Source organism: Streptomyces sp. NPDC015242 (genome assembly GCF_043079125.1).
In the GTDB taxonomy this organism is placed as follows: Bacteria; Actinomycetota; Actinomycetes; order Streptomycetales; family Streptomycetaceae; genus Streptomyces.
In genome coordinates this window covers 202,800-227,939 of the sequence record NZ_JBIBUF010000002.1, presented here as the reverse complement: position 1 = coordinate 227,939, position 25,140 = coordinate 202,800, and the positions used below count along the sequence as shown (strand labels likewise).

The following is a 25,140-nucleotide window of genomic DNA, read 5'->3' as shown; positions in this document are numbered from 1 at the left end:
TTCCCTTCCGCCCCCCGTCATACGGTGGGACGCAACACCTGCACTCCCGAGGAGAGAACCCAAAGTGGCCGAGCTGTTCTACGACGCCGACGCCGACCTGTCCATCATCCAGGGCCGCAAGGTCGCGGTCATCGGGTACGGCAGCCAGGGCCACGCCCACGCGCTGTCCCTCCGTGACTCGGGTGTCGACGTCCGCGTCGGTCTGCACGAGGGCTCCAAGTCCAAGGCCAAGGCCGAGGAGCAGGGCCTGCGCGTGGTGACCCCGGCCGAGGCCGCCGCCGAGGCCGACGTCATCATGATCCTCGTCCCGGACCCGATCCAGGCCCAGGTCTACGAGGAGCACATCGCCCCGAACCTGAGCGACGGGGACGCGCTGTTCTTCGGCCACGGCCTGAACATCCGCTACGGCTTCATCAAGCCCCCGGCCGGCGTGGACGTCTGCATGGTCGCCCCGAAGGGCCCGGGCCACCTGGTCCGCCGCCAGTACGAGGAGGGCCGCGGCGTTCCGTGCATCGCCGCCGTCGAGCAGGACGCCTCCGGCAGCGCCTTCGCGCTGGCCCTGTCCTACGCCAAGGGCATCGGCGGCACCCGCGCCGGCGTCATCAAGACGACCTTCACCGAGGAGACCGAGACCGACCTGTTCGGTGAGCAGGCCGTCCTGTGCGGTGGCACCGCGGCGCTGGTCAAGGCGGGCTTCGAGACGCTGACCGAGGCCGGCTACCAGCCGGAGATCGCCTACTTCGAGTGCCTGCACGAGCTGAAGCTGATCGTGGACCTCATGTACGAGGGCGGCCTGGAGAAGATGCGCTGGTCGATCTCCGAGACCGCCGAGTGGGGCGACTACGTCACCGGCCCGCGCATCATCACGGACGCCACCAAGGCCGAGATGAAGAAGGTCCTCGCCGAGATCCAGGACGGCACGTTCGCCAAGAACTGGATGGACGAGTACCACGGCGGTCTGAAGAAGTACAACGAGTACAAGAAGCAGGACTCCGAGCACCTGCTGGAGACCACCGGCAAGGAGCTGCGCAAGCTCATGAGCTGGGTCGACGAAGAGGCGTGAGCCCCCGGGCCCGGCCGCGGCACCGACGCCGCGGCCGGGCCCTTTCCCGTCCGGGTGATCCTTCCGCCAAGGCGCCGGGCGCCCCCTGTCGCACCACTACACTGCTGCATATATACGCGTCAGGCCCACAGCGTCGTGCGTCTTCCACGCGGCAAGCACCCCTCCACCGCCTGCGGCCGTCGGGACGGCCGTCCGCAGCACTGGACTTGTGAGGACTCACGTGAGCTCGAAACCCGTCGTACTCATCGCTGAAGAGCTGTCGCCCGCCACCGTCGACGCCCTGGGCCCGGACTTCGAGATCCGGCACTGCAACGGCGCGGACCGAGCCGAGCTGCTCCCCGCCATCGCCGAGGTGGACGCGATCCTGATCCGGTCGGCCACCAAGGTCGACGCCGAGGCGATCGCCGCCGCGAAGAAGCTCAAGGTCGTCGCACGAGCCGGCGTCGGCCTGGACAACGTGGACGTCTCCGCCGCCACCAAGGCCGGCGTGATGGTCGTCAACGCCCCCACCTCGAACATCGTGACCGCCGCCGAACTGGCCTGCGGTCTGCTCCTCGCCACCGCCCGCAACATCCCGCAGGCCAACGCCGCGCTGAAGAACGGCGAGTGGAAGCGCAGCAAGTACACGGGTGTCGAGCTGGCCGAGAAGACCCTCGGCGTCGTCGGCCTCGGCCGCATCGGCGCGCTCGTCGCACAGCGCATGTCCGCCTTCGGCATGAAGGTCGTCGCCTACGACCCGTACGTGCAGCCCGCCCGGGCCGCGCAGATGGGCGTGAAGGTGCTGTCGCTGGACGAGCTGCTGGAGGTCTCCGACTTCATCACCGTCCACCTGCCCAAGACGCCCGAGACCCTCGGCCTGATCGGCGACGAGGCGCTGCGCAAGGTCAAGCCGAGCGTGCGCATCGTCAACGCCGCGCGCGGCGGGATCGTCGACGAGGAGGCGCTGTACTCGGCGCTGAAGGAGGGCCGGGTCGCCGGCGCCGGTCTCGACGTCTACGCGAAGGAGCCCTGCACGGACTCCCCGCTGTTCGAGTTCGACCAGGTCGTCGCCACCCCGCACCTCGGTGCCTCCACGGACGAGGCGCAGGAGAAGGCCGGCATCGCCGTCGCCCGCTCGGTGCGCCTGGCCCTCGCCGGTGAGCTCGTGCCGGACGCGGTGAACGTGCAGGGCGGTGTCATCGCCGAGGACGTCAAGCCCGGTCTGCCGCTGGCCGAGCGCCTGGGCCGGATCTTCACCGCCCTCGCCGGTGAGGTCGCCGTCCGCCTCGACGTCGAGGTCTACGGCGAGATCACCCAGCACGACGTGAAGGTGCTGGAGCTGTCCGCCCTCAAGGGTGTCTTCGAGGACGTCGTCGACGAGACGGTCTCCTACGTCAACGCCCCGCTGTTCGCCCAGGAGCGCGGTGTCGAGGTGCGGCTGACCACCAGCTCCGAGGCGACCGACCACCGCAACGTCGTCACGGTGCGCGGCACCCTCGCCGACGGCGAGGAGGTGTCGGTCTCCGGGACCCTGGCCGGCCCGAAGCACCTGCAGAAGATCGTCGCCGTCGGGGACTACGACGTGGACCTCGCGCTCGCCGACCACATGGTGGTGCTGCGCTACGAGGACCGGCCGGGTGTCGTCGGCACGGTCGGCCGCATCCTGGGCGAGGCCGGCATCAACATCGCCGGTATGCAGGTCGCGCGTGCCACCGTCGGCGGCGAGGCGCTCGCCGTGCTCACCGTGGACGACACGGTGACCGCCTCCGTGCTGGCCGAAGTGGCCGCGGAGATCGGCGCCACGTCCGCCCGCTCGGTGAACCTGGCGTGACCTTCCCGGGGGCTCCGCCCCCGGGCACCCGTTCGCCCTGAACTCAAGCGCCGGAGGGGCTGACCCGATCAGCCCCTCCGGCGCTTCGGCGTACTGCGAGGGGCCGTCAGACGGCCGCCTTCTCCCGCTCCGGCGCCATGGGGTCCTCGACCTGGGCCCGGCGCAGTGCCGGGACCGCCGCTGCCGCCGCGCCGGCCAGCAGCACCGCCCCGGTGACCGCCGCCGCGTGCATGCCGCTGGTGAAGGCCTCGCGTGCCGCCGCCGCCAGGGCGTCTCCCGCGCGCCCCGGGAGCTGTTCGGCCACCGCCAGCGCGCCGCCCAGCGTTTCGCGGGCCGGACCGGGTGCGGCGTCCGGAATCCGGTGGCGGTAGACAGCCGTCCCGATCGAGCCGAGGAACGCCATGCTCAGCGCGCCGCCGAACTCCGTGCCGGTCTCCAGCAGGGACGAGGCGGCGCCCGCCTTCTCCACCGGGGCGACGCTCATGGCCATGTCGACCACCAGGGACATGACGGCGACGATGCCGCAGGCCAGGACGGCACACGCGGCCAGCAGCAGCCAGAGGGACCGGGTCCCGGTCAGGGCCAGCAGCACGTAGCCGCACGCGGTGACCGCGAAGCCGCCGCCGACGACGTACGCGCGGGGCACGCCCCGCTGCACGAGCTGGGCGCTGACCGGGGCCGCGAGTCCGATGGGCACCGACGGCAGCAGGCTCCACAGCGCCGCCTCGAGAGGACTCTTGTCCAGGACCGACTGGATGTACTGGGTGGTGAAGAAGGCCGAGCCCATCATGCCGAAGGCCGCCACGAGGTTGAGGACCAGCGCCGGGCTGAAGCCGCGGCGCCGGAACAGCTCCGGCGAGATCAGCGGGGACGCCGCCGTGCGCTGGCGGTGGACGAACAGCGCGGCGAAGAGCAGGCCCGCCGACACCGACATCGCGTACCGGACGTGCCAGCCCTCCGACGCGAGTTCCTTGAGGCCGTAGATCACCGGGAGCACCGCGGCCATCGAGAGGGGGACGCTCAGCCAGTCGAAGCGGCCGGGGTGCGGGTTCCTGGATTCCGTCAGCAGCAGGGGGCCCAGGATCAGGAGCATCACCATCGCGGGCAGGTTGACCAGGAAGACGGAGCCCCACCAGAAGTGCTCGACGAGGACGCCGCTCATCACGGAGCCGAGTGCGATACCGGCCGTCATCACGCCCGACCACAGGCCGATCGCCTTCGCGCGCTGCCCCGGATCGGTGAACATCGTGCGGACCAGCGCCATCGTCGCGGGCATCAGTGTCGCGCCGCCGATGCCGAGCAGGGCCCGGGCCGCGATCAGGGTCTCCGCGCTGTTCGCGTAGGCCGCCACCAGGGAGGCCGTACCGAAGGCGGCGGCGCCGATCAGCAGGAGCCGGCGGCGGCCGATGCGGTCGCCCAGCGCGCCCATCGTCATCAGCAGGCCGGCCAGGACGAAGCCGTAGATGTCGAAGATCCACAGCTGCTGGGTGGCGCTCGGTTCCAGGTCGGCGCTGATCGCGGGGATCGCGAAGTAGAGGACGGACACGTCCATCGAGACCAGCAGCAGCGGCAGCATCAGCACGCCGAGAGCCGTCCATTCGCGGCGGCCGGCGAGGGCGGGAGGGGACAGGTTCGTCGTCATGCGCAGGACTGTACGAGCGTCTTAAACGTCTGTCTAGTACGGCTGTATAAGACGGCTGTCTGGACGCGGGAGTAGGGTGGCGGACCATGGGACACCGTGAGGATCTGCTCGAAGGCGCCCAGCGCTGCCTGCTGGCCAAGGGCTTCCTGCGCACCACCGCGCGCGACATCGTCAAGGAGTCGGGGACCAACCTGGCGTCGATCGGCTACCACTACGGCTCGAAGGACGCGCTGCTCGCGCGGGCCTACATCGAGATGGTGGAAGGGATGTCCGCCGCCTTCGACGGCGGTGGTGAGCTGCGCGGCGAGCCGGGCTCGCTGGAACGGTTCGCCGAGGTGTGGACGAACATCATCGGCACCATGCGGGACCCCGGCTCGCTGTGGCGGCTCAGCCTGGAGGTCGTGGCCATGGGGGACCAGCTGCCGGAGGTGCGCGAGCATCTCGCGCGGGCCCAGCGGGAAGGGGCACGCGGCATCGTCACCCTCTTCCACGGCGGGCTCGAGGACGACGTGCCGGAGGAGCGGGTGGACACCCTCGGGTACTTCTACCTGACGCTGATGATGGGCCTGATGGCGCAGTGGACGTTCGACCCGAAGAGCGCGCCCGAGGCCGGTCAGCTCGCCGAGGGGCTGCGCCAGGTCATCGAGGCGGCCGCCCGGACGTGATCCGCCCCTCGCGCATCTCCAGCACCCGGTCCGCCATGTGCCGGACCACCGCCCGGTCGTGGCAGATGAACAGGTAGCCGAGGCCCAGGTCGTCCTGGAGGCCGGTGAGCAGGTTCAGCACGCCCGCGCGGACCGACGGGTCGAGCGAGGACACCGGTTCGTCCAGCACCAGCAGCCTCGGCCCGGAGGCCAGGGCGCGTGCGATGCCGGCGCGCTGGCACTGGCCGCCGGACAGCTCGTGCGGCCGGCGGTCGCCGTACGCGGGGTCGAGGCCGACCCGGTCGAGGAGCTCGGCGACCCGGGCGGGTCCGTCGTCGGGGTGCCAGCGGCCCTGGACCTTCAGGGGTTCGGCGATGGCGTCCCGGATGCGGTGGCGGGGGCTGAGCGAGCCGTAGGGGTCCTGGAAGACGGGCTGCATCCGGGGCCGCAGCGGGCGCAGTTCGCGTTCCGGGAGGGTGGTCAGCTCCCGTCCCTCGAAACGGACCCGGCCGCCGTCCGGGCGGCGCAGCTGGAGCACCGCGAGGGCCGTGGAGGACTTGCCGCAGCCGGACGGGCCGTTCAGGGCGAGGGTCTCACCGGCGTTCAGGGTGAAGGAGACGCCGTCCACGGCGGTGACCGGGCCGTGACGGACGACCAGGTCGCGGACGTCGAGCAGGGGATCGCTCATGCGGGTTGCCGCCCCTCGGAGAACAACTCGGCCGCCGGGTGGGGGAGTTCCGCCCAGCGGTGACAGGCGACCAGGCGGCCGTCGGCGGCCTGGGACTCCGGCTCCGCCGTGTGGCAGATCCGGTCCGCGAGCGGGCAGCGCGGGGCGAACGCGCAGCCCGGCGGGAGGGTGCCCGGGACGGGCGGGGTGCCGCGCAGGGCGGGCAGGCGGCGGCCCGGCGGTGCGTGCTGGGGCAGCGACGCCAGCAGACCGGCCGTGTAGGGGGCGCGGGGACGGGCCAGCACCTCCCGCGCCGGGCCGAGTTCGGCGAGGCGCCCCGCGTACAGGACCAGCACCCGGTCCGCGTGGCACCGGACGGCGTCCATGTCGTGCGTGACCAGGACCAGCGCGGCACCGGTCGCCGCACGCTGCTCGGCGAGCAGCCCCAGCACCTGGTCGCGGCGCTCCTCGTCGAGGGCGGTGGTGGGTTCGTCGGCGACGACGACGTCCGGTGCGTTGATCGTCGCCATGGCGATCACCGCGCGCTGCCGCATGCCGCCGGAGTACTCGTGCGGACGGGCCCGCGCCCGGCGCGCGGCGTCCGGGATGCCGACCCGGTCCAGCGCCGCGACCGCCCGGGCCCGGGCCTCCTTGCGCGAGACACCGGTCACCGACCGTACGGCGGCGGCGAGTTGGTCGCCGACCGGGTGCACGGGCGACAGGGCGGACAGGGCGTCCTGCGGGACCAGGGAGATACGGCGGCCGCGGTGGGCCGAGAGGTCCGGGCTGATCGTGCCGCTCACCGTGGCGTCGCGCGGCAGCATCCCGAGGAGCGCGCGGGCCGTGAGGGACTTGCCGGCTCCCGACTCACCGACGATCGCCAGCACTTCACGCCGGCGGACGTCGAAGGACAGGCCGCGCACGGCCTCGGTCCCGTCGAACGCGATCCGCAGCCCGCGCACCGACAGCAGTGCCTCAGACTCCAACGGGGTTCTCCTTGCGGGCCGGTGAGGGGGCGAGGCGCCGTGCCCGGCGGCCCTGAGCGAGTGCCGCGCCCGACACCGCGAGCCCTGCCAGCAGGGCCAGCGCCACCGCCGGGGCGAGGGCCGCCCACGGGGCGCGCTCCACGTAGGCGCGGGACTCGTCGAGCAGCAGGCCCCACTCGGGGGCGGGCGGCTGGGCGCCCAGGCCGAGGAAGCCCAGCGAGGCCAGGGCCAGGGCGATGCCCGGCAGGCGCAGCAGGGCGTGGCGGGCGACCGGGCCGGCCACCGACGGCAGGACGTGCCGGGTGAGGATCCAGGACGGGCTCGCGCCGATGGCCCGTTGGGCGGTCAGGAACGCCGAGGCGCGCACCTCCCGCACCAGCGCCGCCGCGTGCGCGGACAGGGCCGGCCAGGAGATCAGCGCGACGGCGAGGGCCGCGCCGCCGGTGCCCGGTCCGACGGCCGCCGCGACCAGGATGCCGACGATCACCGGGGGCAGGGCGTTGGCGATGTCCGCCGCGCCCTCCGCGACCCGGGGCAGGAAACCCAGGGCGAGGGCGACCAGCAGGCTCAGCAGGCAGACCGCCGCCGCGGTACCGACGGTGGAGGCGGCGCCGTGGCCGAGGCGGGCCAGGACGTCACGGCCCAGCCCGTCGGTGCCGAGCGGATGGGCCCGGGAGGGGGCGGCCAGCCGGGCCGCGGTGTTCACGGCGTACGGGTCGCGCAGCAGACCCCAGCCGATCGTCACCGCCAGCACGGCGAACAGCGCCGACGGGATCAGCGGACGGGCGCGCGCCGGCCGGGCCGGGGGCAGGGCCAGCGAGCCGTCCCGCAGGGCCGGGCCCAGCAGCCGCCGCCGCACCAGCGCCGCGACCGCGCCCGTGGCCAGGCCCAGCGCGAGCAGTGCCAGCACCGCGCCCTGGAGCAGCGGCAGGTCCTGGGACTTGGCCGCGCCCAGGGCGGTACGGCCGATGCCCGGCACGGCGAACACCGTCTCCACGGCGACCGCGCCACCGGTGAGCCCCACGGCGACCATCCCGAACTGGGGGACCAGGGGCGGCAGGACGCGCCGCAGCGCCGCCGCCGCGATCCGCGTCCGGCTCACCCCGGCACCCCGCCACAGCTCCGCCCACCGCTCGTCGAGCGCGGCGGGCAGCGCGTCCGCGACCAGCCGGCCGAGCAGCCCGCCCGCCGGAACGCCGAGGGCCACGGCGGGCAGGACCATGTTCCGCGGACCCGCCCAGCCCGACGTCGGCAGCCAGCCCAGCCACACCCCGAAGACCAGCAGCGCGACTGTGGCCAGCAGGAACTCGGGCACGGCGGCCAGCATCGCCGCCCACGCCCCGGCCGACGCCCGGCCCCGCACCAGCACCGGCGCGACGAGCGCGCAGGCCAGCAGCAGGGCCACGGCCAGCGCGGCGCCCATCAGCGCCAGCGACACCTGGAGCCCGGAGACCACCGAGGGCAGCACCTCGCCCCCCGACACCCAGGACCTGCCGAGGTCACCGCGCAGCAGGCCGGCGGCCCAGCCGCCCAGCAGGGACAGGGGGCCGGCGTCCAGTCCGAGGTCCCGCCGTACGGAGTCGAGGGCCTCCCGCGTCGGGTCCTGTTCGGCGGACCGGGCCCGCAGCACGGCCAGGGCCGGGTCCCGGCCGGACAGCCAGGGCAGCAGCCCGACGGCGGCCACGACGGCGGCCAGGCAGAGCAGGCGGGTCAGCGCGGCGGCGCCGGCCGACCGCCGTATGCGGGGCCTCACTTGACGTAGGTGTCCGCCGTGACCAGTTCCCGCTCGCGCGGGTCGTGGGCGGCGCCGGTCACGCCGGCCGCGTCGCCCTGGATCACGCGCTCGTGCAGCATGGGCACGGCCGCGTCCGTGCCGACCACGGCGGCCTCGGCGGCGATGACCGCCTCGCGCCGGGCGTCGCCGGTCGGCGTCTCGCCCGCCTTCCGCAGGGCCTTGTCCACGGCCGGGTCCGCGAGCTGGGAGATGTTGAAGGAGCCGTCGGAGGCGAAGTCGCTGTAGAGGTAGGCGGCCGGGTCACCGGAGTCCAGGACGGTGGCCCGGGAGAGGATGAACGCGTCGAACCGGCCCGCCAGCGCGTCGGACTCGATGTGGGCGTACTCGCGGACGTCGAGCTTCACCCTGAACCCGGCCTTCTGCAGCTGCTGTTGCAGCGCGGCGGCGACCTCGGGCAGTTCGGCGCGGTCGGTGAAGGTGCCCAGGGTGATCGTCCGGCCGGCCGGGTCCCCGGCCTCGGCCCGCCGCACCGGCCCGCGCAGGCCGGCCGCCCACGGCAGGGCGGGGCCGAGCAGTCCCTCGGCCACGTCGGCGCGTCCCTCGTAGACGCCCTTCACGATCGACGCGGCGTCGATCGCCTCGCGGGCCGCCGCCCGCAGCGCGGGGTCCTTGAACGGGCCCTTGCGCGTGTTGAGGTACAGGGTGTTGGTGCGGGGCATCGGGACCTCGGTGATCAGGTCCTGGTCCAGGACGGCGGCCTGGGACACCGGGACCGCCTCGACGATGTCGGCCTCGCCGCTGCGCAGGGCGGCGGCCCGGGCGGTGCCGTCCGGCACGAACCGGACGTCGATGCCGGGGGCCTTGGCCTTCTTGCCCCAGTAGCCGTCGTAGCGGTCGAGGGTGGCGGCGGAGGTGCCGTCGACCTTCGTCAGCTCGAAGGGGCCGGTGCCCGCGCCGACGGGGTTCACGGTCTTCCCCCGGTAGGCCCTGGCGGCCAGGATCGACAGCTGCGGGGAGCTGAGCCGCTGCGGGACGAGGGGGTCCTCGGTGGCGGTGGTGACGACGACCTTGCCGCCGTCGGCCTTCGCGGTCAGGTCCACGCCGTCGAGGATGCGGGGCTTGGGGGACGCCGCGGCGGCCTCGGTGAGGGAGGTGACGACGGCGTCGGCGGTGAGCTTCGTGCCGTCGTGGAAGGTGACGCCCTCGCGCAGGGTGAAGGTCCACGTCCGGCCGGACTGCACCCACTCGGTGGCCAGCGCGGGCCGGGCGTCGCCGTCCGCGTCCAGTTTCACCAGCGTCTCCGCCGTCGACCAGCGCGACAGCTTGAAGGCGTCGTCCGACAGCGGGGACAGCCCGGAGCGCGGTGGCTGCATCATCGCGACGCGTATGCGCCCACCCCCCGCCCCGGAGTCGTCCGCGGCCGTCTGCCCGCCGGAGAAGCAGCCGGTGAGCAGGGTGGAGGCCGCGGCGAGGGCGGCGAGGGGAGTGAGACGGGCGGGGACGCGCACGGGGACACCTCGGTCAAGGCATGGTCAAGGCAAGGTCAATGGTTGAATGCGCCACGACCGTAGCATGATGACAATCATTTTCATAAGTGTCCCGGGGTCCGCCCGTGCTGCGAGGTCAGCCGACCGGACGGAAGTACGAGCGCAGCGCCCAGTCGGCGAGCCGGCGACCGGTGGCCACCCCCACCTCGTCGGCCGTCCGGGTGTGGATGCCGCCCCAGACCCGGGCGTCGCTCACCTCCCGTTCGTAGTCGCGGGCGTAGCGGTAGTGGCGGGTCGTGCCGGTGGTGGCGGACCGGATGCGCAGGTCGACGCGGGAGGTCCCGAGGACCCCGGTCAGCATGCGCATCAGCGCGCCGCCCATCGTGGCGTGGCCGCTGAGGTAGTCGGGGTGCGCCGGGGTGGTGAGCAGCGGTTCCCAGCGCCGGTGGGGCCGGGTCGCCGGGTTGCCGTCGGTGTCCGCCTCGCGGAGGGCGGTGACGGGCCGCCAGGTGCCGTAGTGGAGTTTGGCGTCCCAGGCGGTGATGACGGCGTCCGCCTGAACCGTGTTGGCCGCCGCGTACAGGCGAGCCGTCTCGGCGATGCCGAGGCCGTGCCGCACGGCGCGGTCGCCCAGGGCCCCTTGCAGGTCCAGGGCGACGAAGAACCGTGCGGTGTCGGTCTGCCCGGGGGTGCGGTGCGAGCCGGTCCGCCCTCCGTAGGCGGCCAGTTCGTGCAGGTCCCTGGCGTAGCGGGCGGAGCGCAGCGAGGGCGGCGGGCCGGGGCGGAACCGGCTCGGGGAGTCCAGCAGCAAGGGCCGCATCCGGCCGAGCCAGGCGGTGGTGAAGGGCTCGTGCCCGGGCGGGGTGGGCCGCCAGAGGCCGGGGCGCGGGCGCACGGGGAAGGACACCGGCGCACCGCGGCCGTCGTCGCGGCGGAGGCCGATGACATGGGCGGCGGCACGCCGGCCGAAGGCCACGCCCTCGTCCTCGGCCCGCCCGTCGGGGACCCGCGCGAGGGTCTCGGCCAGGGCGTCGTCCAGCCGGGGCGCCGCGCCGGGGAAGTGGTGGCGCAGCATCCGGTGCGCCGCGGCCGCGGCGGCCGCCGCCGAGGAGGCCGTACGGGGCGCCCGCTCGTGCCACTTGTAGGGGGCGAAGCGGCCCTCGACGCCGACGACCGCGTTGTAGACGGCGGCGGACACGTACGCCTGCCAGACGAACGTGTCGGCCGGGCCCGGCCGGGCCTCGGCGTCGATGACGGCCTCGGCCGTGCGCATCCAGTCCACGACGACCGCGGCGCCCCGATCGTCCGGGCGGCCGTCCGGGCCGTCGGCGTCGGGCCCGGCACTCGCCCGGGAGCCCGGCAGCGCCAGGGCCAGCATCCCGCAGGCCAGTCCCGCCACCACCGTTCGCGACGCAGACCAGGCACGTCGGTTCCGCACGTGAGCTCCTCCCAGCCGATGGCACACCGGGAGAACCGTGACCGGGCGGGGTGGGCGACGGCACGGGTCCGTCCCGTGAACCGCCCGTCCGGGCGAGGGGCCTCACCCGGACGGCCCCGCGGCCTCACCGGGGAAGAGCCGGGCCCCCTTCAGCGCCATGTGCAGCAGCAGCCGGTCCTCGCCGTCGTCCAGGTCGAGTCCGGTCAGCTTCTCGATCCGGGACAGGCGGTAATAGAGGGTCTGGCGGTGGATGCCCAGCTCGGCGGCGGCCCGGGCGGCCTGACCGGCGCGGTCGAGGTAGACCTCGGCGGTACGGGCGAGTTCGCGGTGCACGGGGGTGAGCAGGGACCGGACGGCCGCGTCGCGGGCCACCTCCGGCGGCAGGGCGGTCAGCAGCCGGAACGGCCCGATCGCCGCCCACTCCGCGACGGGACCCAGCCGGGGCTCCGCGAGCGCGGCCCGGGCCGCAGCCGACGCCTCCCGCCAGGCCGCGCCCAGCCCGGCGAGCCCGGAACGGGGCGTGGCGACACCGGCGGCTGGCCCGCGGGCTCCCCGCGCGCCGGCGCCCGCGCCTGCGACACCGTGCCCGGGACGATTCGCTCCGCGCGAGCCCGGGCCCGTGGGTGGGGTGGTCCCTCCGGTTCCGCCCGTGCCCGGGCCCGCGGGGGTGGTGGTCCCCGAGGCCGTTGCCGCGTTCGGGCGCTCACCCGCCCCGCGTGAACCCGTGAGCGGCGTGGAGGCCGCGCCCGGTCCGCGCGCGCCGGGGGACGCCGCGGTGTGCCCGGGCTCGCCCGCGGCGCTGCCTCCGGCGGGGTCCGCCGGAGCGCCGCGCGCCCGCTCCAGCAGCCGGCCCGCCGCCGTCGTCGCCGGGGTCAGGACGTCCGCCGAGCGGAGACGGACCAGCACCGCCACGCACTGGGACGCCGTGTCCCAGGGCAGCGTGCACAGCGCCGCCGCGCCCGGCACGGTCCGTACCGACGGCGCGTCGTCGGGGTCGGCCGAGGGCCACGGCGCGACGCACACGACGGTGTGCGGGGCGTCGGCCCGCGGGCCGAGGGCGGCGCGCAGCTCGGCGACGGCCATGTCGCGCTGCCAGTCCCGCTCCGCGGTGAGCACCGCCCTCAGTTCGCGGCTGAGGTCGGCGCCGTGCTGGGCCTCGTCGGCGAGCAGGGCGCCGATCCGGGCCGTCACCCCCATGGCGGCGGACAGCTGCCGTTCGCTCGGGCCGGGGTCGTCGTCCAGCAGCCACACGTAGCCGTGGACCACACCCCGGTGGCGGACCGGCAGGCAGATCCGGCCCCGGTACACCCCCGCCTCGGGTGTCGGCGGGATACGGACCGGGCCCGTCGCCCGCGTGATGCCGAAGCCCTCGAACCAGGCCCGGACCGCGGCGGTCGAGCGCCGGGTCAGGATCGAGCGGGCGCGGACGGGGTCCAGGGCCGACGGGTCGAGGTCGCCCTCGCTGTCGTACGCGCCGAAGGCGATCAGCTCGAAGTCGCGGTTCTCCAGCGTCGCGGGCGCGCCGAGCAGCTCCGAGATCTCGTCGACCAGCTCCTCGTAGTCGCCCCTGTGTTCCGAGGTCACCCCGGCATTCTCCCTCACCACCGGGGTGGCCTCATACATCTGTCTGAGATCTGCGGCACGGATGCGTGACAGCTGTCGATGGCCGAGGATCGGAGGGATCCTTAGGTTTCACGGTGGTTCTCCGTGCCGTACCCGAGGCATCATCCGCCTGGGATACGGCCTTCACGTTGCTTGTGCTCTGGAGGTGCCCCGTGCTGGGTCCCGTGATTCTCGCCGCGTCTCGCAGCGACCGTATGCGACGTCTGATCTCGGCGGCTCCGGTGACCAAGCAGGTCGTCGACCGGTTCATCCCGGGCGAGGACGTCGACGACATCGTCCCCGTCGTCCGGGACCTCGCCGGGCGGGGCCTGGAGCTGACGATGGACGTCGTCGGCGAGGACATCACCAACCCGGAGCAGGCCGCCGCCGCCCGGGACGCCTACCTGGAGCTGATCGACCGCCTCAAGCCGCTGGAGCTCGGCACCCGCGCCGAGATGTCGGTGAAGCTGTCGATGTTCGGGCAGTCGCTGGAGGACGGCCACGAGCTGGCGCTGAAGAACGTCCGCCCGGTCGTCGAGGCCGCCGCCGGGATCGGCACGACCGTCACGCTCGACGCCGAGGACCACACCACCCTCGACTCGATGTTCGCCATCCACGAGGAGCTGCGGAAGGACTTCCCGCAGACCGGCTGCGTCATCCAGGCCTACCTCTTCCGCACCGAGGACGACGCCCGCCGCCTCGCCGCGAGCGGCAGCCGGGTCCGCCTGGTCAAGGGCGCGTACAAGGAGCCGGCCTCCGTCGCGTACCAGGACAAGCACGAGATCGACCGGGCGTACGTGCGCATCCTGCGGACCCTGATGGAGGGCGAGGGGTACCCGATGATCGGGTCCCACGACCCGCGCCTCATCGCGATCGCCCAGGAGCTGGCCCACCGCGCCGGCCGCAAGCCCGGCGACTACGAGTTCCAGATGCTCTACGGCATCCGCGCCGAGGAGCACCTCCGGCTGGCCGCCGAGGGCCACCGCATGCGCGTCTACACCGCCTACGGCACCGACTGGTACGGCTACTTCATGCGCCGCCTCGCGGAGAAGCCGGCCAACCTGCGCTTCTTCGCCCGCTCGATGCTCACCAAGGGCTGACAGCTCTTCAAGGGCTGAGACCGAACCACCGCTCAGTAAGGAGTTACGGAACCCATGGACGCTGTGACCCAGGTCCCCACCCCCGTCAACGAGCCGGTGCACGGCTATGCCCCCGGCTCGCCCGAGCGGGCCCGGCTGGAGGCCAGGCTCAAGGAGCTGGCCGACAACCCGATCGACCTGCCCTGCACCATCGGCGGCGAGAAGCGGATGGGCGGCGGCGAGGCCTTCCAGGTCGTCCAGCCGCACAACCACAAGGCCGTGCTCGGCACGTACCGCAACGCCACGCAGGCCGACGCCCAGGACGCCATCGACGCGGCCCTGGCCGCCGCGCCCGCCTGGCGCGCGCTGTCCTTCGACGACCGCGCAGCGATCATCCTGCGCGCGGCCGAGCTGCTGGCCGGCCCCTGGCGCGAGACCCTCGCCGCCTCCACCATGCTCGGCCAGTCCAAGACCGCCCAGCAGGCCGAGATCGACACGCCCTGCGAGCTGGTCGACTTCTGGCGCTTCAACGTCTCCTACGCCCGCAAGCTGCTCGCCGAGCAGCCGCCGGCCAACGCCCCGGGCGTGTGGAACCGTCTGGACCACCGTCCGCTGGAGGGCTTCGTCTACGCGATCACGCCCTTCAACTTCACCGCCATCGCGGGCAACCTGCCCACCGCTCCGGCCCTGATGGGCAACGTCGTGGTGTGGAAGCCGTCCCCGACGCAGACCCACGCCGCCGTGCTGCTGATGCAGCTGCTGGAGGAGGCCGGCCTGCCCAAGGGCGTCATCAACCTCGTCACCGGCGACGGCATCGAGGTCTCCAAGGTCGCCCTGGAACACCGCGAACTGGCCGGCATCCACTTCACCGGCTCGACCAAGACCTTCCAGTACCTGTGGAAGACGGTCGGCAACAACATCGAGAAGTACCGCACCTACCCGCGCCTGGTCGGCGAGACCGGCGGCAAGGACTTCCTCGTCGCCCACCCGTCGGCGGACCGCGCGATCCTGAAGACCGCGCTCACCCGGGGTGCGTTCGAGTACCAGGGCCAGAAGTGCAGCGCCACGTCCCGGGCGTACATCCCCGCCTCGATCTGGAACTCCGGCTTCAAGGAGGAGTTCGCGGCCGAGGTCGACGGCATCAAGATGGGTGACGTCACCGACCTGTCGAACTTCATCGGCGCCGTCATCGACGAGCGCGCCTTCGCCAAGAACAAGGCCGCCATCGACCGGGCCGAGGAGGACGCCTCCTGCACGATCGTCGCGGGCGGCACCTACGACGACTCGACCGGGTACTTCGTCCGGCCGACCGTCATCGAGTGCACCGACCCGGAGAACGAGGTGTTCCGCACCGAGTACTTCGGCCCGATCCTCGCGGTGCACGTCTACGAGGACGACAAGTACGACGAGATGCTCACCCAGATGGAAGCCGTCTCCGACTACGCCCTGACCGGCTCGGTCATCGCCAACGACCGCGTGGCCGCCGCGTACACGGCGAACAAGCTGCGCTACGCCGCCGGCAACTTCTACATCAACGACAAGTCCACCGGCGCCGTCGTCGGCCAGCAGCCCTTCGGCGGCGGCCGCGCCTCCGGCACCAACGACAAGGCCGGTGCCCCGCAGAACCTGATGCGCTGGACGCTGACCCGCGCCATCAAGGAGACGCTGGTCCCGCCGACCGACTACACCTACCCGCACATGGGCTGAGCCCCGCGCGTACCGACGGGCCGGGTCGCCGATCGACCCGGCCCGTCGGCATGCCGGGCGGCGAGCGCCGCGGTCGCGGCGGTCTCCATACTGGGGCGATGACCACCCGTGTGCGCACCGACCACACCGCCCGGCTCACCCCGGCCGAACTCGCCGCCGTGCGGGGCCTGCTGCACGACGCCTTCGACGGCGACTTCGGCGACGACGACTGGGACCACACCCTGGGCGGCATGCACGCCCTGGTGCACGACGGGCACGGGCTCGCCGCGCACGGGGCGGTGGTCATGCGACGGGCGCGGTACCGGGGACGCTGGCTGCGCGTCGGCTACGTGGAGGGCGTCGCCGTCCGCCGCGACGTGCGGCGCCGAGGGCTCGGCGGCGCGGTCATGGACGCCCTGGAGGAGATCGTCGTGCGCGCCTACGACGTCGGGGCCCTGTCCGCGAGCGACGACGGCGCCGCGCTGTACGCCGCCCGTGGCTGGCGGGCCTGGCCCGGGCGGATCCACGCCCTCGGCCCGGACGGCGGCGTCCGTCTGCCGGACGAGGAGGGCAGCACCTACCTGTGGCCCGCTCTCGCGGCCGAACCCGGGGAGGAACTGCTCTTCGACTGGCGCGACGGGGACGTGCTCTAGGAATCACCGCAGCTCAGCGCGGTGTGAGCCACTCCGCCGTCTCAGATAGTAGGAAGTCCGAGTAATTGTGGAGACAGACGCTCCGGCCTCCCTTAGCTTTGTAGGAGCCGAACGTCTCGCTCGACCAAGCGAATGGCGGTCGTGAGCCGGGCCCCCGTGCAGGCAACCCCTGCGGCACCGCTCCCCGCCCCTTCCGGCGTCTCGAAACCACCCCTCCCCTTGCACTCCACGTGCTGTCGAAGGAGCCGATGTCCCATGGCCGAGACGACCGTCCGCCGCCGAGTCCGTCACGTTTCCCGCGCCACCGAGTCCGACCGCAAGAACGCCGCCGCCGCGCTGCAGCGCGCCCTGGACCGCAGGGACAACGGCGGATCCACCGGACACTGAGCCGCACCACCCCGACCGGGAGCCGCGCCCGCCGGGGTGCGGCGCGGGGCCTCACACCCCGCGCCGCACCTCGAAATGGTCGATCCGCTCACCGCTCGACGTCAGCGCCGACACCTCGAGGCGCGGCGCGGCGCCGCTCACCGCCTCCACCGAGAGGAACGAGAAGCCGCGGTAGCGCACCCGCGACCACTGCGCCGACTCCGCCTTCGTCCCCCGCGACTTGGTCCAGCTGAACGTGTCCACCGGCTCGTGGGCGGCGGTGTTCCCCTCGTAGCTCTCCTTCACCCCGCCCGGGAAGCCGTACAGCTCCTTGCCGCCGCCGCCCGCGGTGACGTAGACGATCCCGTCCCGGCGCGGATCGGTCGTGCCGCCGATCGGTACCGGCCTGCCCACCTCGCCGTTCCGGACGGCGTCGGTCCGCTCGTAGACGTGGTTGTGCCCGTTGACGACCAGGTCCACCTCGTGCCGCGCGAACAGCGGCAGCCACGCGGCGCGCACCCCGCCGTCGGAGGCGTGCGAGGACGTCGAGTACGCGCAGTGGTGGAAGAAGACGACGATGAAGTCGACGTCCTCCGCGGCCCTCAGCTCCCCGAGCGTGCGGTCCAGCCACCGCGTCTGCCGGCCCTCCGTGTAGCCGAAGTTGGCGGGGATCTCGTACGAGACGTCGTTCGCGTCGAGCGCGACCACGCCGACGTTGCCGTACGTGAAGGAGTAGACGCCCGGAGCCGTGCGCGCGTCGAAGCCGCTGTCCGGCAGGGAGAAGCGCGCGAGCTGGCCGCCGTAGCCGTCGGGGGAGTACCAGGCCTCCATGTCGTGGTTGCCGGTCGTCACCATCCACGGCACCGACCGGGCCACCGGCTCGGTCTGCTTCAGGAACCGGTCCCACTGGCTCGCGTCGAACACGTCCGACTCCTTGCCCTTGCCGGTCGGGTCGGCGTAGCAGATGTCGCCCGCGTGGAGGTGGAAGGCGGGCTTCCGGCGCAGCAGCGTACGGTCGTTGAGGGCCGCCTCGTCGCCGACGCCCTGGTCGCCGAACGCGGTGAACACGAACCGGCCGGGCGGACTCGCCGGCGCCGTGCGGAACGACGTGACGGTCGAGCGGTGGCGCGGGGAGGCCGGGTCGAAGCCCTCGTGGCCGACGCCGTAGTAGTACGTCGTGCCCGGACGCAGGCCGTCCAGCGCCGCGTGCAGGTAGTACTGCTCGACCGCCGGCCGGACGCCCTTCAGGCCCGGGGTGTGCAGGGCGCGCAGTTCGGCCTCGACTCTGCGGCCGAGGTCGTCGGGGCGCAGGCCCACCCGGACGTACGGCTTGCGCACCGCGAGCGGCACCTGCCAGGAGATCCGCATCTGGGTCTTGGGGTCGGCCCCGAAGGCGAGGTGGCGGCCGAAGGGCGTGATGAAGGAGCCGGGTGCCTTCGAGGTGCTCGGCGACGGACTCCGCGTCGCCGCGGCGCCGCCCTGCCCGGCGGACGGGCCGGAACCGCAGCCGGTCAGCAGCCCGCTCGCCACCGCGCCCGCGGTCACCAGAGTGCGCCGCCGCGACAGACGCGTGCGCAGGTACTCGTGCTGCTCCGCCATGCTCATCCGGCGGGCGAGCTCGGGCGGGATGCCGAAGTGGGGGATCTCCATGTCCAGTGAACTTCCCAGCGGAGGCCAACGGCCGCACCACATACGGGTGAACGGCCGTCGACGGCCGCGTGCGCTCACCCGGTCGGGTGTCCGTATGACGGACACCTCGTGTCATCCCATGGGACGAGGAGTAGGGTGCCGGGCATGTCTCGCAGCATCGATCTCGCAGTGATCCCCGGTGACGGCATCGGCCAGGAGGTCGTGGCCGAAGGCCTGAAGGTCCTCTCCGCCGTCCTTCCGCAGGATGTGAAGCTGGAGACCAAGGAGTACGACTTCGGCGCCCGGCGCTACCACGCCACCGGTGAGACCCTCACCGACGCCGACCTCGACGCCCTGAAGCAGCACGACGCCATCCTGCTCGGCGCGATCGGCGACCCGTCCGTGCCGTCCGGCGTCCTGGAGCGCGGCTTCCTGCTCAAGCTCCGCTTCGCCTTCGACCACCACGTCAACCTGCGCCCGTCCAGGCTCCTGCCGGGCGTGGACACGCCCCTCAAGGGCGAGCCGGCCATCGACTTCGTCGTGGTCCGCGAGGGCACCGAGGGCCCGTACACCGGCAACGGCGGCACGATCCGCAAGGGCACCGAGCACGAGGTCGCCACCGAGGTCTCCGTGAACACGGCCTTCGGTGTCGAGCGCGTGGTCCGGGACGCCTTCGCGCGCGCCCAGGCCCGTCCGCGCAAGAAGCTGGCGCTGATCCACAAGAACAACGTGCTGACCTTCGCCGGCCACCTGTGGACGAACGTCTTCAACAAGGTGGCCGAGGAGTACCCGGAGGTCACCACCGAGTACATGCACGTGGACGCGGCGACGATCTACCTCGTCACGCAGCCCGAGCGCTTCGACGTGATCGTCACCGACAACCTCTTCGGCGACATCGTCACCGACCTCGCCGCGGCCGTCTCCGGCGGCATCGGCGTCGCCGCCAGCGGGAACATCAACCCGTCCGGCGAGTTCCCCTCGATGTTCGAGCCCGTGCACGGCTCGGCCCCGGACATCGCCGGCCAGGGCAAGGCCGACCCGACCGCCACCGTGCTGTCCGTCGCCCTGCTGCTGCGCCACCTCGGCTACGAGGCCGAGGCCGCCCGCATCGACGAGGCGGTCGCCGCCGACCTCGGCGAGCGGGCCGGCAAGCCCGCGCGTTCCACCTCGGAGATCGGCGACGCCCTCGCCGTACGCGTGGCCGGCTGACCCGCCGCCGCTTACCGCAAGCCGCCGGGTCGCATCCGCACCCGGCGGCTTCCGCATGTTCCCGCCGGGTGCCACCATCGACCACCGGGCCGGATCCACCCCGTTCCTTCCGCCGCCGCCCCCGGGCGATAATCGAACGCGAGGCCGCGGAATGAGGGAATGCTCGGACGTCCTAGCACTGGTCACCATCAGCGCAGTACCGAGCGCGGCCCGTCACTACAACCGGTGAAGGACATCAGCCCATGACGACGCCCACGATCGAGCTCAAGCCCTCCGCCCACCCGCTCTCCGCGAGCGAGCGTGAGGCGATCCTGGCCAACCCCGGGTTCGGCCGCCACTTCACCGACCACATGGTGACGATCAAGTGGACGGAGGGCCGCGGCTGGCACGACGGCCAGCTCGTGCCGTACGCGCCGATCTCCCTCGACCCGGCCACCACGGTCCTGCACTACGCGCAGGAGATCTTCGAGGGCCTGAAGGCCTACCGCCGCCCCGACGGCTCGGTCGCCACGTTCCGCCCGGAGAAGAACGCCGAGCGCTTCCAGCGGTCCGCGCGCCGGCTGGCGATGCCCGAGCTGCCGGTGGAGACGTTCATCGAGGCGTGCGACGCGCTGGTGCGGCAGGACAAGGCGTGGGTGCCGGCCCATGGTGGCGAGGAGTCCCTCTACCTGCGCCCGTTCATGATCGCGACCGAGGTCGGGTTGGGCGTGAAGCCGGCCAACGAGTACCTGTTCCTGGTGATCGCCTCGCCGGCCGGTGCCTACTTCCCGGGCGGCGTGAAGCCGGTCTCCATCTGGGTCTCCGAGGACCGGGTCCGCGCGGTGCCCGGCGGCATGGGCGACGCCAAGACCGGCGGCAACTACGCGGCGTCCCTGCTCGCGCAGGCCGAGGCGGCGGCGAAGGGCTGCGACCAGGTCTGCTACCTCGACGCGGTGGAGCACACCTGGGTCGAGGAACTCGGGGGCATGAACCTGTACTTCGTGTACGGGAACAAGATCGTCACGCCGTCCCTCACCGGCTCGATCCTGGAGGGCGTCACGCGCGACTCCCTGCTCACCGTCGCCCGTGACCTCGGCTACGAGGCCGAGGAGGGCCGGATCTCGGCCGAGCAGTGGCAGCGGGACTCGGAGAACGGGACGCTGACCGAGGTGTTCGCCTGCGGTACGGCCGCGGTCATCACGCCGGTCGGGACGGTGAAGCGGGCCGGGGCCGAGTGGAAGCAGAGCGGGGGCGAGCCGGGCGAGGTCACGCTGAGGCTGCGGCAGGCGCTGCTGGACATCCAGCGGGGCACGGCCGAGGACAAGCACGGCTGGATGCACCAGCTGGGCTGAACCCCCTCCTGGTCCCGGGGGCTCCGCCCCCGGACCCCCGGCCTTCGCCCACCCACCACCCGGATCGGCCGGACGGAGAAGCCGGGCCCGCCTCACGGACACCCGGCTTCCGGGCGCCCCCGCGACGCATCACCGCGTCGCGTGCGACGCGTCTTCCGTGCCGGCCGGGTGGGCGGGCGTCCCGTCCACCCCGAAGTCGCGTCGCAGGGTCCCCGGGGTCGCCAGCGCGTACGCCACGCCGCCCACCAGCCCCGACAGCAGGAAGCTGACGTCCACCCCGCCTGTCAGGGCCAGCAGCGGGCCCTCGTACGACGGCAGGGACACCGCCAGGACGCCCACCGTGGCGCCGGCCGCCCAGGAGAGGGTCGCCGGGACGTGCCAGCCGGCGCGGTACCAGTAGACGCCGCCCTTCGCGCGGCGGTTGAAGACCTGGAGGGCGTCCGCGTCGTAGACCCCGCCGCAGCGGGCGAAGCCGATGAGGGTGATGACCGCCCACGGCGTGCCGATCGCGGTCAGGAGCAGGACGAACGACGTCATGGCGTCCTGTGCGGTGGAGTGGTGATGCCCGGCGAAGACGGCGGCCGTGGCGACGACGGCGACCGTGTACGTCGCCCTCGCCCGGGACGCGCGCGGCAGGATCGCGTCCAGGTCCAGCCCCATCGAGTACAGCATCAGACCCGCGTTGCCGGCCGAACCCGCCGAGGCCGCGAGCAGCAGCGGCAGCAGGTACCAGGCGGGGGCCGCCTCCACCAGCGGGCCCGCGTAGTCCAGGGCGGCCCGGGCCGCGTACGCCGTGAAGGTGCCGAACAGCTGCGGCACCAGCAGGCCCAGCATCAGGCCGAGCCAGGTCGCGTGCAGCACCCGGCGCGAGGAGTGGCGGGCCGGTGAGATGTAGCGGGTGTAGTCGCCGAGCAGCGTGATGAAGGCGATCGGTCCGGACAGCCCGGCGGCCACCGCCGCGAGCAGCCACGTCGGCCAGAACCCCCCGAGCAGGTAGCCGCCGGCCTCCGGCAGCGCGGCCGTCGTGAAGCCGGGGGCGTAGGCGATCACCCCGAGGACGAGCAGGGCCGTCATGCCGAACGCCAGGGCCCGGGACATCGCCAGCAGCACCCGGTAGCCGTGGACCGCGCCCGCGACGGTGGCCGCCGCGAGGAGCCCGTAGACGATCCCGTACGACAGGTCGCCCTGCGGCAGTCCGGTCAGGCGGCCCAGCACGCGCACCATCACGTCCCCGCCGATCCACACGGTCAGCGCGGTGTAGCCGAGGGCCAGCAGCAGCCCCACCACCGAGCCGACCAGGCGGCCCCGCACCCCGAACTGGGCGCCGGAGGACGTCGACAGGTTGGTGCCGGTGCGCAGCGAGACCAGTGCCAGCGGAGCGGTGAACACCACGCCCACCACCGTGCCCGCCACCACCGCGCCGACCGAGGACCACCAGTCCAGGCCGAAGGACGGCGGCAGCCAGCCGAAGACGATCACGCCGAGGCAGAGGTTGGAGCCGAGCAGGATCGACACCAGGTCGCGTGGTCCGCTGGTGCGTTCCTCCTCGGGGATGGTGTCGACTCCGCGCTGTTCGATCGGCATGCTGGTCTCCCTCGGTTAGAGCGACGTTCAATGTGATGTGCGCGGAGGTCCGCCGTCAACCTTCCGGTCAAGGGAATTTCATGTTTAGAGTGATGCTCTAAACGGAGGGAGTGACATGCGGCTGACCCCGACCGAACGCGACCGGCTGCTGCTCTTCGGCGCCGCCGAGCTCGCCCGCGCCCGCAGGGCCAGGGGGCTGAAGCTCAACGTCCCCGAGGCGACCGCGATCATCGCCGACACCGTCTGCGAGGCCGCCCGGGACGGCCGGCGGCTCGCGGAGGCCGTCGAGGCGGCCCGGTCCGTCCTCGGGCCCGGAGACGTGCTGCCCGGTGTCGCCGACGTCGTCACCGAGGTGCACGTCGAGGCGGTCTTCGACGACGGCTCGCGGCTCGCGGTCGTCTCCGGCCCCCTCGGCGGCGGCTCGGGCCCGGACGCCCCGGGCGCGCTGCTGCCCGGCCCGGAGCACACCGAGCCGGAGCCGGACGTACGGCTGACGGTCACCAACACCGCGACCGTGCCGGTCTCCGTCACCTCCCACTTCCACTTCTTCGAGGCCAACCCACGCCTCGACTTCCGCCGCGAGCGGGCCTACGGAATGCGGCTGGCCGTGCCCGCCGGGTCGTCGGTGCGCTTCGGCCCGGGCGAGAGCGCCGAGGTCGGGCTGGTGCCGATCGGGGGCGACCGGATCGCGATCGGCTTCGCCGGGCTGGTCGACGGGCCGCTGGACGCCCCGGGCGCCCGCGAGGAGGCACTGCGCCGCGCCGCCGCCTGCGGCTACCTCGGCGTACCGGACACCACCGAGCAGGAGGCCGCACGATGAGCCGACCGGGAGGCCACCCCGCCGAGGCCCGCCGCCTCACCCCCCACGAGTACGCCGCCACCCACGGCCCCCGCGCCGGCGACCGCGTCCGCCTCGGCGACTCGGGGCTGGTCGTCCGCGTCGAGTCGGACTCCCAGCGGCACGGGGACGAGTTCCTCGCCGGGTTCGGCAAGACCGCCCGCGACGGACTGCACCTCAAGGCCGCCGCTGTCCGGGACACCTGTGACGTCGTGATCAGCAACGTCGTGGTCATCGACGCCGTGCAGGGCGTCCGCAAGGTCTCCCTCGGCATCCGCGAGGGCCGCATCCACGCCATCGGGCGGGCCGGGAACCCCGACACGCTCGACGGGGTCGACGTCGTCGTCGGCACGGGCACCTCGATCGTCTCCGGGGAGGGGCTCATCGCCACCGCCGGAGCCGTCGACACCCACGTCCACCTGCTGTCGCCGCGCGTCATGGAGGCCTCGCTCGCCTCCGGCGTGACCACGATCATCGGGCAGGAGTTCGGGCCCGTGTGGGGCGTCGGCGTCAACTCGCCCTGGGCGCTGCGGCACGCGTTCGGCGCCTTCGACGCCTGGCCGGTCAACATCGGCTTCCTCGCCCGGGGTTCCTCCTCGCACGAGGCGCCCCTGGTGGAGGCCCTCGCCGAGGGCGGCGCGTCCGGCTTCAAGGTCCACGAGGACATGGGCGCCCACACCCGCGCCCTGGACACCGCCCTGCGCGTCGCCGAGGAGCACGACGTCCAGGTCGCCCTGCACAGCGACGGCCTGAACGAGTGCCTCTCCGTGGAGGACACCCTGCGCGTGCTGGAGGGGCGGACCATCCACGCCTTCCACATCGAGGGCTGCGGCGGCGGGCACGTCCCCAACGTCCTGAAGATGGCCGGCGTCCCGAACGTCATCGGCTCCTCCACCAACCCGACCCTGCCCTTCGGCCGGGACGCCGTCGCCGAGCACTACGGCATGATCGTCTCCGTCCACGACCTCAAGACCGACCTGCCCGGCGACGCCGCCATGGCCCGGGACCGCATCCGCGCCGGGACCATGGGCGCCGAGGACGTCCTGCACGACCTGGGCGCCATCGGCATCACCTCCTCCGACGCGCAGGGCATGGGCCGCGCGGGTGAGACGGTCCGCCGCACCTTCGCCATGGCCGGGAAGATGAAGGCCGAGCTGGGCGACCCCGGCGCCGGCCACGACAACGAGCGCGTCCTGCGCTACATCGCCAAGCTGACCATCAACCCCGCCCTCGCCCACGGCCTGGCGCACGAGGTCGGGTCGCTGGAGGTGGGCAAGCTCGCCGACATCGTGCTGTGGCGCCCGGAGTACTTCGGCGCCAAGCCGCAGCTGGTGCTCAAGGCCGGCTTCCCGGCGTACGGCGTGACCGGCGACCCGAACGCGGCGACCGACACCTGCGAACCCCTCGTGCTCGGACCGCAGTTCGGCGCGCACGGGGCGACCCCGGCCGAGATCTCGGTGGCGTTCGTCGCGCGGGCCGCCGCCGACCAGGGGCACGACCTGCTGCCCACCCGCCGCCGCCGGGTCGCCGTGCGCGGCACGCGCGGCATCGGCCCGGCCGACCTGCGCCTGAACTCCCGCACCGGGTCCGTGGACGTGGACCAGCGCACCGGCCTGGTCACCCTCGACGGCGAGCCGCTGCGTTCGGCGCCGGCCGAGTCCGTCTCCCTCAACCGTCTCTACTTCCTCTGA

The 25,140-nt window shown here is 73.3% G+C and carries 20 protein-coding genes; 11 read left to right on the top strand and 9 right to left on the bottom strand.

Going from position 1 to position 25,140, the window contains the following annotated elements; genetic code table 11:
• Nucleotides 1–64 precede the first annotated feature (64 nt).
• Both ilvC and serA read left to right on the top strand, forming a co-directional pair.
• On the top strand, nt 65–1,063 hold the full coding sequence (ilvC, locus tag ACF07N_RS06475; RefSeq protein ID WP_392109166.1) for a ketol-acid reductoisomerase: 999 nt from the start codon (nt 65–67) through the stop codon (nt 1,061–1,063).
• A gap of 220 nt (nt 1,064–1,283) precedes the next feature.
• Nucleotides 1,284–2,873 (top strand): phosphoglycerate dehydrogenase, encoded by a 1,590-nt coding sequence (gene serA / locus ACF07N_RS06470; RefSeq protein ID WP_383337682.1) that lies wholly within the window; start codon nt 1,284–1,286, stop codon nt 2,871–2,873.
• Nucleotides 2,874–2,979: 106 nt separating this feature from the next.
• Here serA and ACF07N_RS06465 read toward each other — a convergent pair whose 3' ends face one another.
• On the bottom strand, nt 2,980–4,515 hold the full coding sequence (locus ACF07N_RS06465; protein ID WP_392109163.1) for an MFS transporter: 1,536 nt from the start codon (nt 4,513–4,515) through the stop codon (nt 2,980–2,982).
• Nucleotides 4,516–4,601: 86 nt separating this feature from the next.
• On the opposite strand from ACF07N_RS06465, the gene ACF07N_RS06460 reads away from it, so the two are divergent.
• On the top strand, nt 4,602–5,180 hold the full coding sequence (locus ACF07N_RS06460; RefSeq protein WP_383337685.1) for a TetR/AcrR family transcriptional regulator: 579 nt from the start codon (nt 4,602–4,604) through the stop codon (nt 5,178–5,180).
• Here ACF07N_RS06460 and ACF07N_RS06455 read toward each other — a convergent pair.
• The 6 genes from ACF07N_RS06455 to ACF07N_RS06430 form a co-directional block, all read right to left on the bottom strand.
• Nucleotides 5,155–5,847: an ATP-binding cassette domain-containing protein gene (locus tag ACF07N_RS06455; protein WP_392109160.1), complete on the bottom strand. Its 693-nt coding sequence runs from the start codon at nt 5,845–5,847 to the stop codon at nt 5,155–5,157. The genes ACF07N_RS06460 and ACF07N_RS06455 overlap by 26 nt on opposite strands.
• Nucleotides 5,844–6,812: an ABC transporter ATP-binding protein gene (locus ACF07N_RS06450; protein ID WP_392109157.1), complete on the bottom strand. Its 969-nt coding sequence runs from the start codon at nt 6,810–6,812 to the stop codon at nt 5,844–5,846. The genes ACF07N_RS06455 and ACF07N_RS06450 overlap by 4 nt, the downstream gene beginning before the upstream one ends.
• Nucleotides 6,802–8,565 (bottom strand): ABC transporter permease subunit, encoded by a 1,764-nt coding sequence (locus ACF07N_RS06445; protein ID WP_392109154.1) that lies wholly within the window; start codon nt 8,563–8,565, stop codon nt 6,802–6,804. Before ACF07N_RS06445 ends, ACF07N_RS06450 begins: the two co-directional genes overlap by 11 nt.
• Nucleotides 8,562–10,055: an ABC transporter substrate-binding protein gene (locus ACF07N_RS06440; RefSeq protein WP_392109151.1), complete on the bottom strand. Its 1,494-nt coding sequence runs from the start codon at nt 10,053–10,055 to the stop codon at nt 8,562–8,564. The genes ACF07N_RS06445 and ACF07N_RS06440 overlap by 4 nt, the downstream gene beginning before the upstream one ends.
• A gap of 115 nt (nt 10,056–10,170) precedes the next feature.
• Nucleotides 10,171–11,472: a vanadium-dependent haloperoxidase gene (locus ACF07N_RS06435; protein ID WP_392109148.1), complete on the bottom strand. Its 1,302-nt coding sequence runs from the start codon at nt 11,470–11,472 to the stop codon at nt 10,171–10,173.
• 102 nt (nt 11,473–11,574) lie between these two features.
• The gene (locus tag ACF07N_RS06430) at nt 11,575–13,056 is read right to left on the bottom strand and encodes a PucR family transcriptional regulator (RefSeq protein WP_392109145.1); all 1,482 of its coding nucleotides are present in this window, start codon (nt 13,054–13,056) and stop codon (nt 11,575–11,577) included.
• A gap of 191 nt (nt 13,057–13,247) precedes the next feature.
• On the opposite strand from ACF07N_RS06430, the gene ACF07N_RS06425 reads away from it, so the two are divergent.
• From ACF07N_RS06425 to ACF07N_RS06410, 4 genes are all read left to right on the top strand, one after another.
• Nucleotides 13,248–14,174 (top strand): proline dehydrogenase family protein, encoded by a 927-nt coding sequence (locus ACF07N_RS06425; protein ID WP_392109142.1) that lies wholly within the window; start codon nt 13,248–13,250, stop codon nt 14,172–14,174.
• Nucleotides 14,175–14,228: 54 nt separating this feature from the next.
• On the top strand, nt 14,229–15,860 hold the full coding sequence (gene pruA, locus ACF07N_RS06420; protein WP_392109139.1) for an L-glutamate gamma-semialdehyde dehydrogenase: 1,632 nt from the start codon (nt 14,229–14,231) through the stop codon (nt 15,858–15,860).
• Between the two features lie 98 nt (nt 15,861–15,958).
• Nucleotides 15,959–16,492: a GNAT family N-acetyltransferase gene (locus tag ACF07N_RS06415; RefSeq protein ID WP_383325594.1), complete on the top strand. Its 534-nt coding sequence runs from the start codon at nt 15,959–15,961 to the stop codon at nt 16,490–16,492.
• Between the two features lie 255 nt (nt 16,493–16,747).
• Entirely contained in the window at nt 16,748–16,879 is a 132-nt protein-coding gene (locus ACF07N_RS06410) for a hypothetical protein (protein ID WP_311685510.1), read from the top strand.
• Between the two features lie 51 nt (nt 16,880–16,930).
• Here the strand turns inward: ACF07N_RS06410 and ACF07N_RS06405 are convergent, their stop codons facing one another.
• Complete coding sequence (locus tag ACF07N_RS06405) at nt 16,931–18,508, bottom strand: purple acid phosphatase family protein (RefSeq protein ID WP_392109137.1); 1,578 nt, start codon at nt 18,506–18,508, stop codon at nt 16,931–16,933.
• A gap of 144 nt (nt 18,509–18,652) precedes the next feature.
• Here ACF07N_RS06405 and ACF07N_RS06400 point away from each other — a divergent pair, with 144 nt between their 5' ends.
• Nucleotides 18,653–19,696, top strand: coding sequence for a 3-isopropylmalate dehydrogenase (locus tag ACF07N_RS06400; protein ID WP_392109136.1), 1,044 nt, complete (start codon nt 18,653–18,655; stop codon nt 19,694–19,696).
• Between the two features lie 242 nt (nt 19,697–19,938).
• Nucleotides 19,939–21,027, top strand: coding sequence for a branched-chain amino acid aminotransferase (locus ACF07N_RS06395; protein WP_383325604.1), 1,089 nt, complete (start codon nt 19,939–19,941; stop codon nt 21,025–21,027).
• A 129-nt stretch (nt 21,028–21,156) separates the two neighbouring features.
• Here ACF07N_RS06395 and ACF07N_RS06390 read toward each other — a convergent pair whose 3' ends face one another.
• Nucleotides 21,157–22,611 (bottom strand): cytosine permease, encoded by a 1,455-nt coding sequence (locus ACF07N_RS06390; protein WP_392109134.1) that lies wholly within the window; start codon nt 22,609–22,611, stop codon nt 21,157–21,159.
• Nucleotides 22,612–22,726: 115 nt separating this feature from the next.
• Between ACF07N_RS06390 and ureA the strand changes: the two genes are divergently transcribed.
• Both ureA and ACF07N_RS06380 read left to right on the top strand, forming a co-directional pair.
• The gene (gene ureA / locus ACF07N_RS06385; protein WP_383325610.1) at nt 22,727–23,431 is read left to right on the top strand and encodes an urease subunit gamma; all 705 of its coding nucleotides are present in this window, start codon (nt 22,727–22,729) and stop codon (nt 23,429–23,431) included.
• Complete coding sequence (locus tag ACF07N_RS06380; RefSeq protein ID WP_392109131.1) at nt 23,428–25,140, top strand: urease subunit alpha; 1,713 nt, start codon at nt 23,428–23,430, stop codon at nt 25,138–25,140. The genes ureA and ACF07N_RS06380 overlap by 4 nt, the downstream gene beginning before the upstream one ends.